A 15483-nucleotide genomic window follows, 5' to 3' on the forward strand; every position below is an offset into this window, starting at 1 on the left:
GGCCTGGTCAGTCCCGGTCCGGGCCGACCGTCAGTCCCGGTCCGGGCCGACCGTCTTCACGGTCGACGTGATCGGTCGGGGGTCGGGCATGATCGTCTCGACCTGAGGTTTCGCGTTCGCCTGTGCGCGGCACCAGACGACGAAGCCGACCGCGGTGAAGACGCCGTAGAACACGTACATGAACCCGGTCGCGTAGAACCCCGAGCTGAACAGCAGCGGCACGCCGACCACGTCGACGGCGATCCAGATGAGCCAGAACTCCGTCCAGCCCTTGGCCATGCCGTACGTGGCGAGCAGGGATCCGACGAACGTCCAGGCGTCAGCCCAGACGGGCTCCCACGACCCGAGCGCGCGGAAGAGCGGAGTGAGGGCGATCGTGCCGATCACCATCACCAGCACGAGGCCGATCCGGGCGCTGTTCGGAGCCCAGCGGGGCGTCACGCGCCCGCCGTCCGACGACGCCTGCCGCCAGCGCACCCACCCGTAGATCGCCACGATGATGAACATGACCTGGCGTCCTGCCTGACCGAGCAGGTGCGGGAGTTCGTGGTCGGGGTTGAGGATCGACCCGAGGAACACCGTGAGCAGCAGCAGGTTGCCGACGATGCCCACCGGCCACGCCCAGATCTTGCGCTGCATGCCGCCGAGGGCGCTCGCCAGACCGAAGGCGTTGCCCACCACCTCGCGGATCAACAGCACCTGGCCGCCGGGCAGCACCCACTGCGAGTTGAACGCATCGGCGAGCCAGAGCAGGGCATTCACGTGAGCTGGTCCGGGAAGGGGCGCTCGTCGAGCACGAGCTGCAGCAGGGTGAGATCGAGCCAGCGGTCGAACTTGGCGCCGACCTGCGGCATCCGCCCGACCTGCAGGAAATCGAGGCGCTTGTGCATGACGATCGAGCCGGTGTTGCCGCTCTCGACCGCCGCGACCATCACGTGCACGCCGAGCCTGCGCGCACGATCGATCAGCTCGATCATCAGCGCCTTGCCGATGCCGCGCCCGCGCTCGCCGTCGCGCACATAGACGGAGTGCTCGACCGTGTGCCGGAAGCCGTGGTGCGGACGGAAGTCGCCGAACGTCGCGTACCCCAGCACTCCGGTGTCGTCCATCGCGACGAGCACCGGATATCCCCGCGCGGTGCGCTCGGCCATCCACGCCGTGCGGTCGGAGAGGTCGACGGCGTCATCGTTCCAGATGGCCGTCGTGCGCAACACCGCATCGTTGTAGATGGCCAGGATCGCCTCGAGGTCTGCGGTCTCGGCATCCCGGATCTGGTGGTCGCTCATCGGGTCTCCTGCATCTGCGCGGGGGGTGCGCACGGGACGACGCTAGCAGGATGCCGTGTGGGTGGGTGTGCGCAAGACTGGGCTCATGTCTCCTGCCGAAACGATCCGCGACCGCATCGTCCGCGCCATCGACGACGAGCAGCTGGGCGCATACGGGGTTCACGTGCTCGTCGGTGACGAATCGACCCAGCATCGATGGCGCAGTGATGACCGGGTGAACCTGTACTCCGTGTCCAAGGGGGTGAGCGCACTCGCGGCCGGGATCGCCGTCGACGAAGGCATCCTGTCGCTCGACACACGAGCCGTCGATGCCCTTGCGGTGCCCGAGCACGGCGCGGGCGTCGAGCGGGTGACCCTCCGGCATCTGCTCTCGATGACGAGCGGGATCGACTTCGAATGGTTCGGGGATCAGGAGGTGCCGTGGCCCGACCTCGCCCACGAGATGCTCGCGCGTCCGAGCCGAGGCCCGGGAGAGCACTTCCAGTACTCGGATGCCAGCACCTATGTCGCGATGCGGATGCTCGGGGCGGCCGTCGGCGATGTGCGGGACTGGGTGCTGCCCCGGCTGTTCCAGCCGCTCGGAATCCACAACCCGCAATGGCACAGGTGCCCGCTCGGATGGATCGTGGGCGGAAGCGGACTCGAGCTGCGCACGGAGGAGCTGGCCCGGATCGGTCGGGTCCTGCGAGACGGCGGCCGCTTCGGTGAGGAGCGGATAGTGGCCGAGAGCTGGATCGATCGGATGCACGCCGAATGGGTCTCGACGGGAGAGAGCGGCCGCTACTCGTCGTATGGGCTCGCCGCCTGGGGTGGGCCGAGAGACGGCTGGCGGCTGGACGGTCGATACGGACAGTACGTCTTCGTCGACGAGTCCGCCGACGCGGTCATCACTATCACGGCGCACGAGGAGGGCAACGACGGTCGACTGATCGAGATCGCCGCGGACGCCGTTGCCGGATCCGTGTCAGGTCGCATCGATCGAGGGCACTGACCCCTGATTCTGGCCGCTCGCTTCGTCGGTCTCTCAGGGGGAGGGCCGCCAGTGGGTGAGCTTGGCGGGGTTGAGGACGATCCACAGCTGGGTGATCACGCCGTGTTCGACGAGGAGGTTCATGACCGAGTGCACGGCGCCCTCGTTGCGGAACACCAGTCCGATCCCGTCGCCGAACCGCTGTTCCTCCACCGTCAGACGTGGGCTCTTTGCGGCGATCCCGAGCAGGAAGCGGGCGACGTGGTCGGCTCCGCTCACGACGTTGCGCGCGGCGCTGACGACACCGCCGCCGTCGCTGCGGAGTTCGACATCGGGGGCGAGGAACCGCAGAAGCGCGCCGATCTCACCGGTTCGCGTGGCGTCCTGGAACGCGCGGACGACGCGATCGTGCTCATCGCGAGGAACCGCGACCGCCCGGCTCTCGCGCACGTGGCGACGAGCGGATGCCGCCAGCTGCCGCACGGCGGCGGAGGATCGGCCGACCGCCGCGGCGATCTCGTCGAACGGCACGGCGAAGACGTCGTGCATCACGAACGCCACGCGTTCGGCGGGTGTCATCGCCTCGAGCACCACGAGCAGTGCGGTCGAGACGTCGTCGTCGAGGGTGATGCGGTCGAGGGGATCCGCGGGTGACGCCGTGCGCGCTCCGATCGTCCCGGCGAACACATCGGCCGGAACGGGCTCGGGCAGCCACGGCCCGACATACTGCTCGCGTCGACGACGTGCGGACCCGAGGAGGTCGAGCGCGACGCGGCCGGCGACGGTCGTCAGCCAGCCCGCCGGGTTCGCGATGCCCTCGCGCTCGACATCGGTGAGCCGGTACCAGCGCAGGTACGTCTCCTGCACGATGTCCTCGGCATCGGCCAGTGTCCCCGTCATCCGGTAGCCGAGGGCGAGCAGACGGCGGCGTTCGCGGAAGACATCGTCGAGATCGTCGTCCATGGGTGTCTCCTCCGGTGCGGCATCCGCCGTGTTCTTGTCGTGTGTGGCGCTCGCGGGTCGTGTTCGCGGGTGTTCTTTTCGCGTGCTTCCTGTCGCGTGTGCTTTCGCAGGATATGACGATGCAGCGCGCGCACGTGTGAGGCCTCACATTCTCGACGGCCGTCTCGTCATCACAGCGGGAGGGTGCGCGGTGGGTGCACGCACCGCGCGCAGGCGGGTTCCCGGAGCGGAGAGGAAGTCGGATGAGGATCGCCGTCGCAGGAGGAACGGGTGTCGTGGGCCGGCATGCCGTCGCGCAGGCGCGGGCCGCGGGGCATGAGGTCGTCGTGCTCTCGCGCGCGGGCGGTGTCGACGTGGGCGGTGTCGACGTGGGCGGTGTCGACGTGATCACGGGCGCCGGTCTCGTCGAGGCGCTGCAGGGCGCGGATGCCGTGATCGACGTCACGAACACGACCACGCTCTCGGCGGCGAAGGCCATCGCCTTCTTCGAGACGGCGACCCGCACCCTGCTCGCCGCGGAAGAGGCTGCGGGCGTCGGGCATCACGTCGCGCTGTCGATCGTGGGGATCGATGGGATCGACTCCTCCTACTATGCGGGCAAGCTCGCGCAGGAGCGCGCGGTGGCGACGGGGCCGGTGCCGTTCACGATCGCGAGAGCGGCGCAGTTCCACGAGTTCGCCGGGCAGGTGCTCTCGGGGATGCGCGGGCCCGTGGCACTCCTGCCGACGCTGCTCATGCGGCCGGTGGCCGCCCGGGAGGTCGGTGCGCATCTGGTGCGGCTCGCGGAGGGTGCGGCGACCGGTCGGGCGAGCGACCTGGTCGGTCCGCGCGACGAGATCCTGCTCGACGTCGCCCGGCGGCAGCTCGCGTACGACGGTCGGCGCCGGCGCGTGGTGGGGGTGCGCCTGCCCGGCGCATACGGCGCGGGGCTCGCGTCGGGGGCGCTGCGCGGCGGCGCCGATGCCCGGCAGGGGCGCATCACGTTCGACGAGTGGCTGCGCAGTGAGGACCACGTGCGCGGCGGGTGAGGCCGCAGTGCGCTGTGGTGGGACGCGTGTGCGCCCGGTGTGGAGGCGGTGTTGCACAGTGTGCGGAGGCCGCGATTGCGCGGCGAGTGAAGCCGCATCGCATGCCGGCATTCCGACCATAGTTTAGAACATATGTTCTAAACTGAGATCATGACCACGACCCGTCTGACGCCGCTCCTCGAGGCCATCGAGCGCCTCGGCGATGCGTGGGCCGATGCGGAGAGGAGCACCGATCTCTCGCGGGCCGAACTGCTCGACGCGCATCGTGCGGTCGGCGAGGTGCAACGCTGTCTCGACGGGATCCACGCCGAACTCGCGGCGACGATCGCGCACGAATCGCGGCCGGAACTCGGCCCCGAGGGGCTGGCCAAGGAACAGGGATTCCGTAACGCCGGAGCACTGATCGCGACCACGACGGGCGGTTCGCCGGGAGACGCGAAGCGCCTCATCACGGTCGGTCAGGCCGCCGCACCGCGCAGCAATCTGCTGGGCGAGGTGCTGCCCGCGAAGTACCCCGCACTGGCGGCAGCGCTCGCCGCCGGTGAGATCTCCGTGGCCGCCGCCGCAGTCATCGTCGCACTGCTCGAACGACTTCGCCTCCGTGTGGGGTCGGCGCGGGTCGACGAGGCCGAGGGGCTGCTCGTCGCTCGCGCCGCGGGGATGACGCTCGACGACGTGCGTACGCTCGTCGCCCGCACCGAAGCCTGGCTCGACCCCGACGGGGTGGCTCCCAAAGAGCAGCAGTCGCGTGATCGTCGCTCTCTCACCATGTTCGAGCGCGACGGCTCCTTCCACCTCAACCTGCAGACCGACATCGCGTCGAGCGCGCCCATCAGGGCAGCGATCCAGGCCTACGTGTCCGCGACGTTCCAGGCGCGGGTCACGGCACCCGAGCCCGGTGCGGCCGACGCCGATCACCGCACCGTGGTGATGATCCAGGCCGACGCCGTCACCGCCCTGTGCGAGCATGCGATCGCCTGTGACAACGGCGGGATGCCGGCGACCGGCGCGACAGTGGTGGTGCGTGTGAACCTCGACGACCTCACCTCGGGGCGGGGAGTCGCGACGATCGACGGCAGCGACCAGCCCGTGAGCATCAGCACCTGCCGACGGATGGCAGCGGGTGGCGGGATCATCCCGGTGGTGCTCGGCTCTGCAGGAGAGATCCTCGACTGGGGCCGAGAGAAGCGACTGTTCACGCGGGCGCAACGTCTCGCCCTCGTCGAGCGAGACGGTGGATGCGCGATGTGCGGCCTCCCGCCCCAGATGACCAAAGCGCACCACATCAGGTGGTGGCAGCGCGACACCGGTCCGACCGATCTGAACAACGGCGTGCTGCTGTGCGAATCGTGTCATCACCGCATCCACGACAACGGATGGGACATCAGCGTCGACGGTGTCGGCGTCGCCGCGCGGGTCTGGCTCATTCCTCCGCCGCACGTTGATCCGGCGCGGACTCCTCGCCTCGGAGGACGGGCTCGCTATGACATCGCCGCGTGAGAAGACCGCGACGAGGGATGCATCGAGGGTTGCGTCGAGCGACGCGTCGAGGGACGCGTCAGGCGTGCACGTCGACGGGGGATTCCCCGCCCTCGTGGAAGTTCGGCTTCTTGCCGAAGAGCTTCGCGATGCCCAGCACGATGGCCACGATGATCAGGCCCGCGACCAGTCCGGCGAGGGCAGAGAACAGGGTGTCGCCGATCCAGACGATCACACCGCCCGCGGGCTCGAGGAGGTGCTCGATGCCGTGCAGGATGTCGGCCCCGAAGTGCACGCCGACCTCGCCGAGATTGACGAGCAGCAGGTGGCCCCCGACCCACAGCATCGCGACGGTGCCGAGGATGCTGATGAAGCGGAAGACTCCCGGCATCGAGCGCACGATCCTGGTGCCCGTGTGGCGCACGCGCTGCACAGGGCTCTTCGCCATCTTCAGGCCGATGTCGTCGATCTTCACCAGGAGCGCGACCGCGCCGTACACCACACCGGTCATGATCAGGGCGATCACGGCGAGGATCGCGAGGGTGGTCCAGATATCGAGACCGGCCTCGAGATTCGCGAGCGAGATCAGCATGATCTCCGTCGAGAGGATCAGATCCGTGCGCACGGCGCCGAGCACCAGCTTCCGCTCGTCGCGCGCGCTCTCGTCAGCGTGCCCGTGCTGCACGCCGAACCACTCGAGCACCTTCTCGGCCCCCTCGAAGCACAGATAGGCTCCGCCGAGGATCAGCAGATAGGGCAGCACCCACGGCGCGAAGGCGGTCAGCAGCAGCGCCACCGGGATGATGATCAGGAACTTGTTGGCGAGAGATCCCACCGCGATCTTCGCGACCACCGGCAGCTCACGCGCAGGCGTGATGCCCTGCACGTACTGGGGCGTCACGGCGGCATCGTCGATCACGACGCCCGCAGCCTTGGCGGATGCCTTCATCGCGGCGCTCAGAATGTCATCGACGACCGCGAGCAGTCCAACCGACATGTGTGTCTCCCCTGTGGTGTGTGTGGCGGAGCAACTCTACCGACTGCGACGAAACTCACAGCCCGCTCACAGTCCTGCGGGACCAAAACCGGGCATCCGCCGGTTGTGCTCTATGACGCCGCAGCCAGCCGCGTCGGAAAAGGAGACGCATCATGTCGAATGACTACGGCAGGACTCCGGAGGCCGTCAGCGACCTCACCCACCTGCAGTACGAGGTGACGCAGGAGGATGCCACCGAACCGCCCTTCCGCAACGCCTACTGGAACACCCACGACGACGGCATCTACGTCGACGTGGTGTCGGGCCAGCCCCTGTTCTCGTCGACCGACAAGTTCGACAGCGGCACCGGCTGGCCGAGCTTCACCCGCCCGATCGAAGAGGGCGCGGTCACCACGCGCACCGACCGGAAGCTGTGGATGACGCGCACCGAAGCCCGCTCCACCGGAGCCGACAGCCATCTCGGACACGTGTTCGACGACGGACCCCGTGCCGCCGGTGGCCTCCGCTACTGCATGAACTCCGCCGCCCTGCGCTTCATCCCGGCTGACAGCCTGGATGATGAGGGGTACGGTCGCTACCGTCACCTCTTCGCCGGCGCCGAAGCCGACACCCCCACCGCCATCCCCACCTCTGAGGAGCAGTCATGACAGACACCGGAACCATCACCCGCACCCCAGGCACCGAGACCGCTGTGCTCGCAGGCGGCTGCTTCTGGGGGATGGAAGACCTCATCCGTCGCCAGCCCGGAGTGCTCGACACCCGGGTCGGGTACACCGGCGGATCCAACGACCACGCGACCTACCGCAACCACCCCGGCCACGCCGAGGCCGTGGAGATCGTGTTCGACCCGACGAAGACGACGTACCGCGACATCCTCGCGTTCTTCTTCCAGATCCATGACCCGTCGACGCTCGATCGTCAGGGCAACGACCGAGGGTCCAGCTATCGCTCGGCGATCTTCCCGCTCTCTCCCGAGCAGGAGACCGTCGCCCGCGACACCATCGCCGACGTCGACGCGTCGGGCCTGTGGCCGGGCAAGGCCGTCACCGCGATCGAGCCCGCCGGACCCTTCTGGCAGGCCGAGGAAGAGCACCAGGACTACCTGATCAAGTACCCGAACGGGTACACCTGCCACTTCCCGCGCGCCGGATGGGTGCTGCCGAAGCGCGAGCAGAGCGCCGCGGTCTGATCGCCGCACCGAGAGCCCTTCGTCGTGCCCGTGTGACTCCGTCCCCTGAGCGAGCGCAGCGAGACGAAGGGCTCTTGTCGTGCCCGTGTGGCTCCGCTCCCTGAGCGAGCGCAGCGAGACGAAGGGCCGCGTCAGCTCCCGGACAGGAAAGCCAGGGCCGCCTCCTTGAAGGAACGGGATCCCGGAGCGTTGAAGTGATTGCGGTCGGGGATCTCGAAGAACCGACCCTGCGGGGCGGCGGAGGCGAGGGCCCGGGAGCCCTCGATGATCGCATCCTTCGATCCCGTCGCGAACAGGATCGGACTCGCCGGAGCGTTCGACGGATCCGGGTCGATCGTCCGTGACGAGCGCATCCCCTCGGCGAGGGCGACCAGTGCCGCGAGGTCGTTGCCGGGCACGCGTTCGGTCAGCGTGATGTAGTTCTGCGTCGTCGGATCCGACACCGGGGTGCCGTCCGCCAGATACGCGCGCACCTGATCGAGATCCAGTCGGGCGAGCGGGATGCCGTCCGGCACCCCGCCGAGCACCGCACGGCCGATGCGCTGGGGCAGGTCGCGGACGACCTCCCAACCGACGCGCGCACCCAGCGAGTACCCGAGGTAGAACGCGTCATCGACGAGATAGGCGTCCATGACCGTCTCGACATCCGTCGCGAGGGTGCGGATCCCGTAGGCATCGGCCTGATGTGGCTTCTCGCTGAGCCCGTGGCCGCGCTGGTCGAGCGCGAGAACGCGATAGCCGGCCTTGGTGAGCTCCCGCACCCACCCCGTGAGCACCCACGTGTCGCGGGCGCTGGAGGCGAAGCCGTGCACGATCACCACCACGGGTGCGTCGAGGTCGCCCCACGTGTACGTCGCGAGGCGCGTGCCGTCAGCCGCGTACACCTGCTGGGGCTCAGGCATGTTGTTCAGGTCAGAGAGAGGGACTGCCACGGCATCCATTCTGGCCCTTCCGAAAAGCGACCATGGCCGCGCACGCGACGGGGGCCGACACGCCACTTACAGGACGGTTGGTGCAAAACCATCCTGCACGTGGCGTGTCGGCCCCCGAAGTGGAGCGGCCCGGTCACCGGATTCCGGATGCGGGTCGGCGGATGCCGGTCACCGGAATCCGGCCAGCGGATGCCGAGCGGGCCCGCCGCTCAGAAGCGGGCGCGCAGCGCGTCGCCGAGCGAGGCGTCGACGTTCGTCCAGTACTGGAAGAAGCGCTCGCGGATCGCGTCGATCGTGATGCCCTGACCCTGACCGGTGAGGGTGTCGAGGAATCGGGCGCGCTGCTCCTCGTCGAAGACCATGCGGTACAGCGTGCCGGCCTGACCGAAGTCGTCGTCGTCGAGGTGCAGGGTCGCCGCGGAGCGGATCAGCTCGCCGTCGGACTCCCAGCTCGCCTCGACGCCGGCCAGCGGGTCGGCCTCGGGGCCGCCCTCGGCACCGTACGAGTTCGGGGTGTACACGCGGTGCTCGGCCGGGTTGAACCGGTACTGCATGTGCCCCTCGTGCATGTAGTTGCGCACCTCGGCGGCATGCGGCTGGTTGACCGGCAGCTGGTTGTAGTTCGTGCCGACGCGGTGACGCTGGGCGTCGGGGTAGGCGAAGACGCGGGCCATCAGCATCTTGTCCGGCGAGATGCCCGTGCCGGGCACCTGGTTGCCGGGCGAGAACGCCGCCTGCTCGATCTCGGCGAAGAAGTTCTGCGGGTTGCGGTTCAGCGTGAACGTGCCGACCTTGATGCGCGGGTAGTCCTTCTTCGACCACGTCTTGGTGAGGTCGAACGGGTTGAAGCGGTACTCCTTCGCCTCCTCGTACGGCATGACCTGCACGTAGACGTCCCACGAGGGGTGCTCGCCACGGGTGATCGCGTCGAACAGGTCGCGGCGGTAGTGGTCGGCATCCGAGCCCGCCAGCTGCTCGGCCTCGGCCGCACCCATCGCCTCGACGCCCTGGTTGGACATGAAGTGGTACTGCACCCAGAAGCGCTCGCCCTGGGCGTTCACCCACTGGTAGGTGTGTGAGCCGTAGCCGTTCATGTGGCGCCAGCTGCGGGGCAGGCCGCGGTCGCCCATGAGGTAGGTGACCTGGTGGGCGGACTCGGGCGAGAGGGTCCAGAAGTCCCACTGCATGTCGGCGTCGCGCAGGCCAGAGTCGCCGAGGCGCTTCTGCGAGTGGATGAAGTCCGGGAACTTCATCGCATCGCGGATGAAGAACGTCGGGGTGTTGTTGCCGACGATGTCGAGGTTGCCCTCGGAGGTGTAGAAGCGCAGCGAGAAGCCGCGCACGTCGCGCCAGGTGTCGGGGGAGCCCTGCTCACCGGCGACCGATGAGAAGCGGAGCAGCGTCTCGCTGGTGGCGCCGGGCTGGAACACCGCGGCACGGGTGTACGCCGAGACGTCCTCCGTGACGACGAACTCGCCGAAGGCGCCGCCGCCCTTGGCGTGCGGGTTGCGCTCCGGCACACGCTCGCGGTTGAACGAGGCGAGCTTCTCGACGAGGTAGCGGTCGTGCAGGACCGTGGGGCCGTCGGCGCCGACGGTGAGCGAGTGCGCGTCGCTCGGTGCCGGGGTGCCGGTCTGGGTCGTGGTGTTCGGTTTCGTCATGTGCTTCTCCTTCTGCGCGAGGCGAGACGAGGGCATCCGTGGGTCCGGGTGCTCTCGGTGTTCACGCCTACGCGGCGTTCTGGCAACTGGGACACAGGCCCCAGAAGGTGACTTCGGCTGTTCGGACGGTGAATCCCCCCGCCGAAGACGGGGTGAGACACGGCGCGTCGCCGACGACGCAGTCCACATCACCGACCGCACCGCATTCGGTGCAGACGACGTGGTGGTGGTTGTCGCCGATGCGCCGTTCGTAGAGCGCTGCGGAACCTGCCGGTTCGATCCGACGGAGCAGCCCCGCCGCCGTCAGGTCCGCGAGGATGTTGTGCACCGACTGGATCGACGTCGTCGGGAGCACCGCGGACACGGAACGGTAGACCCGCTCTGCATCCGTGTGGGCCATGGATTCCATCACCTCGAGCACAGCGACACGGCCCGCGGTCGCCCGCAGTCCCGCATCGCGAAGCGCGGAGTCGAGGTCGGTGTCCATGCCTCGACTGTACCTGCTGTTTTGAGTTGTTCAAAAGACCGGCGTGTCGGCGTCGGCGGTTGCGCGCTCCGTGCAGATGCGTAGCGTGGAGTGATGGCTATGAGACGAGCGGCGACGATCGGACTGATCCTGGTGGCGGGCATCGCGCTCGCCGGATGCACGGGTGAGCCCAGCGGGTCACCGAGCGGGCCGGCCTCCGGCTCGCCCTCCCCGTCGGCATCGACACCCGCGCCCACCTCCACCGGGGATGCGGCGGACGCCGACGAAGCGCTGCTCCCGATCCCCGCCGACGAGATCAGGGACTGGGCCGAGACGGCCGTGCCGAGCACCGGTGCCGAGGGATCCACCCCGATCCTCTCCGGGTGGCTGAGCGAGAACACCTCCCCGCACCAGAAGACGCTCCTGCAGTCCCAGGAGGCCGGTGCCTATCAGGCGCAGCTCGCCTGCCGGGGCGACGGCACCATCACTCTGACGGTCGGTGAGCTCGATGAGGAGCAGCCGTCTGCCGAGCCGATCGTCTGCGCCAACGAGACGATCGCGTTCGACGTCACCACCGCCGCCACCGGGATGCAGATCGTGATGGACCTCGAGGGTGCGCCCGCGATCTATGCCCTGTCGCTGCAGCGGATGAGCTGAGCCGCAGCCTCGATCGGCGTCAGGACTCCGAGGGTGCGAGGGGCAGCTCGAGTCCGTAGTTCCACGACAGGATCGCCGGCTGCTCGCGGTAGAAGCTCAGCACGGAGACCGATCCGGCGTTCAGGGTGATCTGCGCGCCGAAACGCGGCGCCAGTCGCAGGTAGACGGCGGTCAGGATGCGCAGGAAGTGGCCGTGCGCGACGAGGGCGACATCTCCGTCCGCCAGGGCGGGCAGGATGCGGGTCAGCACCCGCGATGCCCGGGCGGCGACCTCTTCGACGGTCTCGCCCGGCGTCGCGCCGCGGATCACCCCGTGCGTGAAGGCACTCCAGTTGTAGCCGAGCTCCTCGCGGATGTCCTTCGTCGTGCGTCCCTCGTATCCGCCGTAGTCCCACTCCACCAGCAGCGGATCGACCTCTGCGTGCAGACCGGCGAGCTCGGCGGTGCGCCGTGCGCGCTGCAGCGGCGAGGTCAGCACGAGGGAGAAGTCGTAGTCCGCGACGAGTTCTCCGGCTCCGCGAGCGAGATCCTCACCCCGGGCGGTGAGCGGGATGTCGGTGAGGCCGGTGTGCAGACCGGCCTTCGACCATTCGGTCTCGCCGTGGCGCAGGAGGACGAGCTTTCCCGACGGATTGTCGGGCGCGGGGCGGTCGGGCAGCGGGTCGTATTCGGGGAGCGCAGGCACACCGCAACCGTAGTCCCGAGGTCCCGCCTGCGGACAGCCCGCACGATCAGCGCCATCCCCCGGGTCTCGGAACGGCCGGCGGCAGGTCCGGACGTCAGCGGGTGATCGTGAACCCGCCGCCGCGCACCCGCACCCGGCCGCCCTGCACGGCCTGGCCCCGCGGCGATCCGTCGGCGTCGTACGAGCGTCCTGATCCGGGCGCGAGGGGAGCGATGCGCTGGTCCCGCCGGGTGCCTCCGGCGTACAGCACGGCAGCTCCCGAGGTCGTCGCGTAGACGGCCGACGAGACCGCGGGCTGGATCACCAGGGCGTCGAGCCGCACGTCACCGCGGCTCGTGCAGCGCACGGTCACCGCCTCGGCGGGCAGGTCGCCGCCGAGCAGTTGCGGCACCAGCATTCCGTCGGCCTCGGTGAGGCCCCGATCGCCGGCGCCTCCGGCGGGGGTGCGCGTGCTCCAGAGTCGCCGGCGACCGCGGAACACCTCCCACACCGCGTCTCCGGCATCCGCGGCCTGGCGCCAGACGAGACCGTGCAGGATGCCGTCGGCCTCGGTCACGTCGAACTCGACCGTTTCGCCCGCGGGCACCCGCACATATGCGGCACCCGAGAGGTTGCCCTCTCCGATCCACGCGCCGCCCTCCGGGCGCACGATCGAGCACCCCGCCGAGAGCCGAGCGCTCTCGGCCTCGAGCACCCTCAGCCCCGAGAACGACGACAACCCGGTGATCGATGTCGCGATGCGGGCGATGTCGCGGTTCGCGTCGAGCAGCAGCATCGTGAGGAGTCCGTGGATCGTCGACTCCGCTCCGGAGTTGCGATTCACACGTCCGTCGGTCTCGACGCCGTCGAACGTCACGCCGGTGGCCGGGTCGTAGACCGGGATGCCGGCGGTGTTGGCGCCGAAGAACCAGCCGGCCGCCAGCCCCGCGAGCACGCGCAGCCCCTCGCCTCCGACGGTCGCGGCCTGCACGGCCCCGGCGACGCGACCGTGCGCGCCGTACGCGATCTGCGCTTCGGCGGGCAGCGGCGCCCACGCGTTGTGCGGCCCGCCCGAGGCGAGCACCTGCGGCGTGAACGTGCCGGCATCCGCGACGGCTGCGGCCCTCCAGTCGCGTCGACGCAGCACCGCACCGGCCCTGGCCAGAGCCTCGGGTGCCGCCGCGCCCCAGGCATGCCAGAACCCGAGCGACCCGGTCCACGGCAGCACGGCGCCGAACGGCCAGCCCTTCTTCGGGTCGCTCGCCATCGCGGCGACGCCGTCGCCGTAGGTCTGCAGGGCCTGGCGGCTGCGGGCGTCGCCGGCCTCGGTCGCGGCGGCGAGCCCGAGCATCGCCTCGGCCGTGGCATCCGCTCCGCCGGCGATCAGCCAGGCCGGCAGGTCCCTGCCGTCGCTGCGCACCCACTGCCCGGCGCGCGACAGCGACTCGCGGCCGAGAGCATCGAGGGCGAGATGCAGCCGCTCGAGCAGGAACGCCGCGAACGCGGCATCCTCCCGCCGGAACGCGGCGTACCCTTCGCCGAACGCCCACACCGAGCGGGCGAGCCAGTACGACTCGGCCGAGTCCGAGGGGTCGGGCAGCTCGACGGGGATCGCGCTCGGAGTCAGCGTGCCGTCCTCTTGCTGCCACAGCACGACCCGGCCGGCATTGTCGCCGCTCGTCGTCTGCAGGAAAGCGAGCGAGCGCAGCACATCACGCGCCTCGTCTCGGCTCTGCGGGTCGCCGGTCGCCTGCCAGTCCCGCAGGAACACGATGGCTGCCCGGGCGATGTCGTCGGCGTTGTACGCGCCCTGCGTCCAGTACCCCGTCACGGCGTCGCGTGTGCCGCCGCCGACAGGGCGGTATCCGCCGGCGCCGTCGGTGTCGGCGTACGTCCACGGCGCGAGCACCCGCGGCGATTCCTCGATGCCGAACGTGGTGTGCGTCGCGCTCGCGACCACCGGCACCTCGGCGAGCAGGAACCGCAGATGCGCGAGGTTCGTGAGCCGGGCACCGCGTGCGCCGTCCGGCGGTGCGACGCCCCAGGGGTGAAGGCCGGGGGATGCCGAGGCCTGCGCCGTGCGCGCATCGAGGGGCAGCAGGGCGAGCGCAGAGCTCGCGGCCGCCGCGGTCAGGAACGTGCGTCGGGAGAGGGACATGGTCTCAGTCCTCGTCGGCGCCTGAGCCGACAGCGTCTCGCAGTGCGCGGCCCCACGGCTGCGCGGGATCGTGGATGGCGACGGCGAGGGTCGTGTCGGACTGGCCGTAGTAGGCGAACCATCTGTCCTGGAACTTCACGAGCCCCTCGACGAACGTCACGTTCGACACCAGGCCATGCATGTCCTCGAAGGTCTGCGGGCGCAGCCACGGCTCCTGCAGTCGGGCGATCACCCGGGTCGGCTCGTCGGGGTCGATGGCGATCTGCCCGCAGCGGTAGTCGACGTCGACCGTTCCGTCGTCGTGCACCGTGCGGGTCGCCCCGTTCGTGAGGAACACGAGCAGGCCGTTGTCCGCCAGCACCGGCGAGGTGCCGATCTCGACGAGCGCCTCGTCCCACGTGCCGGGGGTCGGCGAGTACATCGGCTCGGTGTCGGGAGCGCCAGGCGTCCAGTGGATGAGGTCGTCGCTGGTCGCCCAGTAGATCGCCCCCTCGCCGAAGTACATCCACCACTTCCCGTGCATCTTCTGAGGCACGATCACGCCGGCCTTCGACCAGTTGAACCCGCGCGGGTCCATGGTCTTGAACGTGTCGAAGTCCTCGAACAGCGGTCCGTGCTTGGTCCAGGTGCGCAGGTCGGTCGAGGTCGCGAGGCACAGCTGCGCGCTGCGCCTGTCCCAACCGGTGTAGGTCAGGTAATAGGTGCCGTCGATCAGCGCGATGCGCGGGTCCTCGCATCCGTAGCGCTCGTAGTCCTCGGACGGCGAGAGGATCGGCGCGTCCTCGCGGGTGAAGTTCACGCCGTCGCTCGATCGGGCGATGCCGATGTGCGAGACGATGTCGTCGGCGTGCGCGCGATAGAGCAGCACGACCTCGTCGCCGTCGACGATCGCCGCCGGGTTGTAGAGGTTGGCGGACTCCCAGCTGTCGCCTTTCGGCCGCAGGATCGGGTTGCCCTCGTAGGGGGTGAAAGGTCCGAGGGGGAAGGTGGCTCCGGTGAACATGGATGCCCTTTCTGGTGAGACGGTGAGCGA

Annotated in this window: 16 protein-coding genes; 6 read left to right on the forward strand and 10 right to left on the reverse strand. The window is 69.5% G+C overall.

The genetic code is table 11. From position 1 onward, the window contains the following. Positions 1 to 30: 30 nt before the first annotated feature. On the reverse strand, positions 31 to 762 hold the full coding sequence (gene pnuC / locus FQ142_RS01870; protein ID WP_188042269.1) for a nicotinamide riboside transporter PnuC: 732 nt from the start codon (positions 760 to 762) through the stop codon (positions 31 to 33). Further along, positions 759 to 1286 carry a GNAT family N-acetyltransferase gene (locus FQ142_RS01875; RefSeq protein ID WP_149421992.1) on the reverse strand — a complete coding sequence of 176 codons (528 nt, stop codon included), beginning with the start codon at positions 1284 to 1286 and terminating at the stop codon, positions 759 to 761. Before FQ142_RS01875 ends, pnuC begins: the two co-directional genes overlap by 4 nt. An 85-nt stretch (positions 1287 to 1371) precedes the next feature. On the opposite strand from FQ142_RS01875, the gene FQ142_RS01880 reads away from it, so the two are divergent. Beyond that, positions 1372 to 2277: a serine hydrolase domain-containing protein gene (locus FQ142_RS01880; protein WP_149421993.1), complete on the forward strand. Its 906-nt coding sequence runs from the start codon at positions 1372 to 1374 to the stop codon at positions 2275 to 2277. Between the two features lie 33 nt (positions 2278 to 2310). Here FQ142_RS01880 and sigJ read toward each other — a convergent pair whose 3' ends face one another. Continuing rightward, complete coding sequence (gene sigJ, locus FQ142_RS01885; RefSeq protein WP_149421994.1) at positions 2311 to 3219, reverse strand: RNA polymerase sigma factor SigJ; 909 nt, start codon at positions 3217 to 3219, stop codon at positions 2311 to 2313. A gap of 242 nt (positions 3220 to 3461) precedes the next feature. Between sigJ and FQ142_RS01890 the strand changes: the two genes are divergently transcribed. Both FQ142_RS01890 and FQ142_RS01895 read left to right on the forward strand, forming a co-directional pair. Next, a complete protein-coding gene (locus tag FQ142_RS01890; protein WP_149421995.1) occupies positions 3462 to 4247 on the forward strand; it encodes an SDR family oxidoreductase in 786 nt (261 codons plus the stop codon). A gap of 150 nt (positions 4248 to 4397) precedes the next feature. After that, on the forward strand, positions 4398 to 5747 hold the full coding sequence (locus FQ142_RS01895) for an HNH endonuclease signature motif containing protein (RefSeq protein WP_149421996.1): 1350 nt from the start codon (positions 4398 to 4400) through the stop codon (positions 5745 to 5747). A 58-nt stretch (positions 5748 to 5805) separates the two neighbouring features. Here FQ142_RS01895 and FQ142_RS01900 read toward each other — a convergent pair whose 3' ends face one another. Next, positions 5806 to 6723 carry a DUF808 domain-containing protein gene (locus tag FQ142_RS01900; protein ID WP_149421997.1) on the reverse strand — a complete coding sequence of 306 codons (918 nt, stop codon included), beginning with the start codon at positions 6721 to 6723 and terminating at the stop codon, positions 5806 to 5808. 152 nt (positions 6724 to 6875) lie between these two features. On the opposite strand from FQ142_RS01900, the gene msrB reads away from it, so the two are divergent. Continuing rightward, positions 6876 to 7370, forward strand: a complete 495-nt coding sequence (msrB, locus tag FQ142_RS01905; RefSeq protein WP_149421998.1) for a peptide-methionine (R)-S-oxide reductase MsrB — start codon at positions 6876 to 6878, stop codon at positions 7368 to 7370. Beyond that, on the forward strand, positions 7367 to 7912 hold the full coding sequence (gene msrA / locus FQ142_RS01910; protein ID WP_045252821.1) for a peptide-methionine (S)-S-oxide reductase MsrA: 546 nt from the start codon (positions 7367 to 7369) through the stop codon (positions 7910 to 7912). The genes msrB and msrA overlap by 4 nt, the downstream gene beginning before the upstream one ends. A 131-nt stretch (positions 7913 to 8043) precedes the next feature. Here msrA and FQ142_RS01915 read toward each other — a convergent pair whose 3' ends face one another. The 3 genes from FQ142_RS01915 to FQ142_RS01925 form a co-directional block, all read right to left on the reverse strand. After that, entirely contained in the window at positions 8044 to 8853 is an 810-nt protein-coding gene (locus tag FQ142_RS01915; protein WP_149421999.1) for an alpha/beta fold hydrolase, read from the reverse strand. A gap of 200 nt (positions 8854 to 9053) precedes the next feature. Further along, a complete protein-coding gene (locus FQ142_RS01920) occupies positions 9054 to 10505 on the reverse strand; it encodes a catalase (RefSeq protein ID WP_149422000.1) in 1452 nt (483 codons plus the stop codon). A gap of 67 nt (positions 10506 to 10572) precedes the next feature. Then, positions 10573 to 10992: a Fur family transcriptional regulator gene (locus FQ142_RS01925; RefSeq protein ID WP_056414624.1), complete on the reverse strand. Its 420-nt coding sequence runs from the start codon at positions 10990 to 10992 to the stop codon at positions 10573 to 10575. A gap of 93 nt (positions 10993 to 11085) precedes the next feature. On the opposite strand from FQ142_RS01925, the gene FQ142_RS01930 reads away from it, so the two are divergent. After that, positions 11086 to 11628, forward strand: coding sequence for a hypothetical protein (locus FQ142_RS01930; protein WP_149422001.1), 543 nt, complete (start codon positions 11086 to 11088; stop codon positions 11626 to 11628). A 19-nt stretch (positions 11629 to 11647) separates the two neighbouring features. On the opposite strand, the gene FQ142_RS01935 is transcribed toward FQ142_RS01930, so the two are convergent. From FQ142_RS01935 to FQ142_RS01945, 3 genes are all read right to left on the reverse strand, one after another. Continuing rightward, positions 11648 to 12313, reverse strand: coding sequence for a histidine phosphatase family protein (locus FQ142_RS01935; RefSeq protein ID WP_149422002.1), 666 nt, complete (start codon positions 12311 to 12313; stop codon positions 11648 to 11650). A 94-nt stretch (positions 12314 to 12407) separates the two neighbouring features. Continuing rightward, on the reverse strand, positions 12408 to 14450 hold the full coding sequence (locus FQ142_RS01940) for a hypothetical protein (protein ID WP_149422003.1): 2043 nt from the start codon (positions 14448 to 14450) through the stop codon (positions 12408 to 12410). A 4-nt stretch (positions 14451 to 14454) separates the two neighbouring features. Then, positions 14455 to 15453: a glycoside hydrolase family 130 protein gene (locus FQ142_RS01945; protein ID WP_149422004.1), complete on the reverse strand. Its 999-nt coding sequence runs from the start codon at positions 15451 to 15453 to the stop codon at positions 14455 to 14457. Between the last annotated feature and the right edge of the window lie 30 nt (positions 15454 to 15483).

This window comes from Microbacterium sp. ANT_H45B, assembly GCF_008369345.1.
GTDB lineage: Bacteria > Actinomycetota > Actinomycetes > Actinomycetales > Microbacteriaceae > Microbacterium.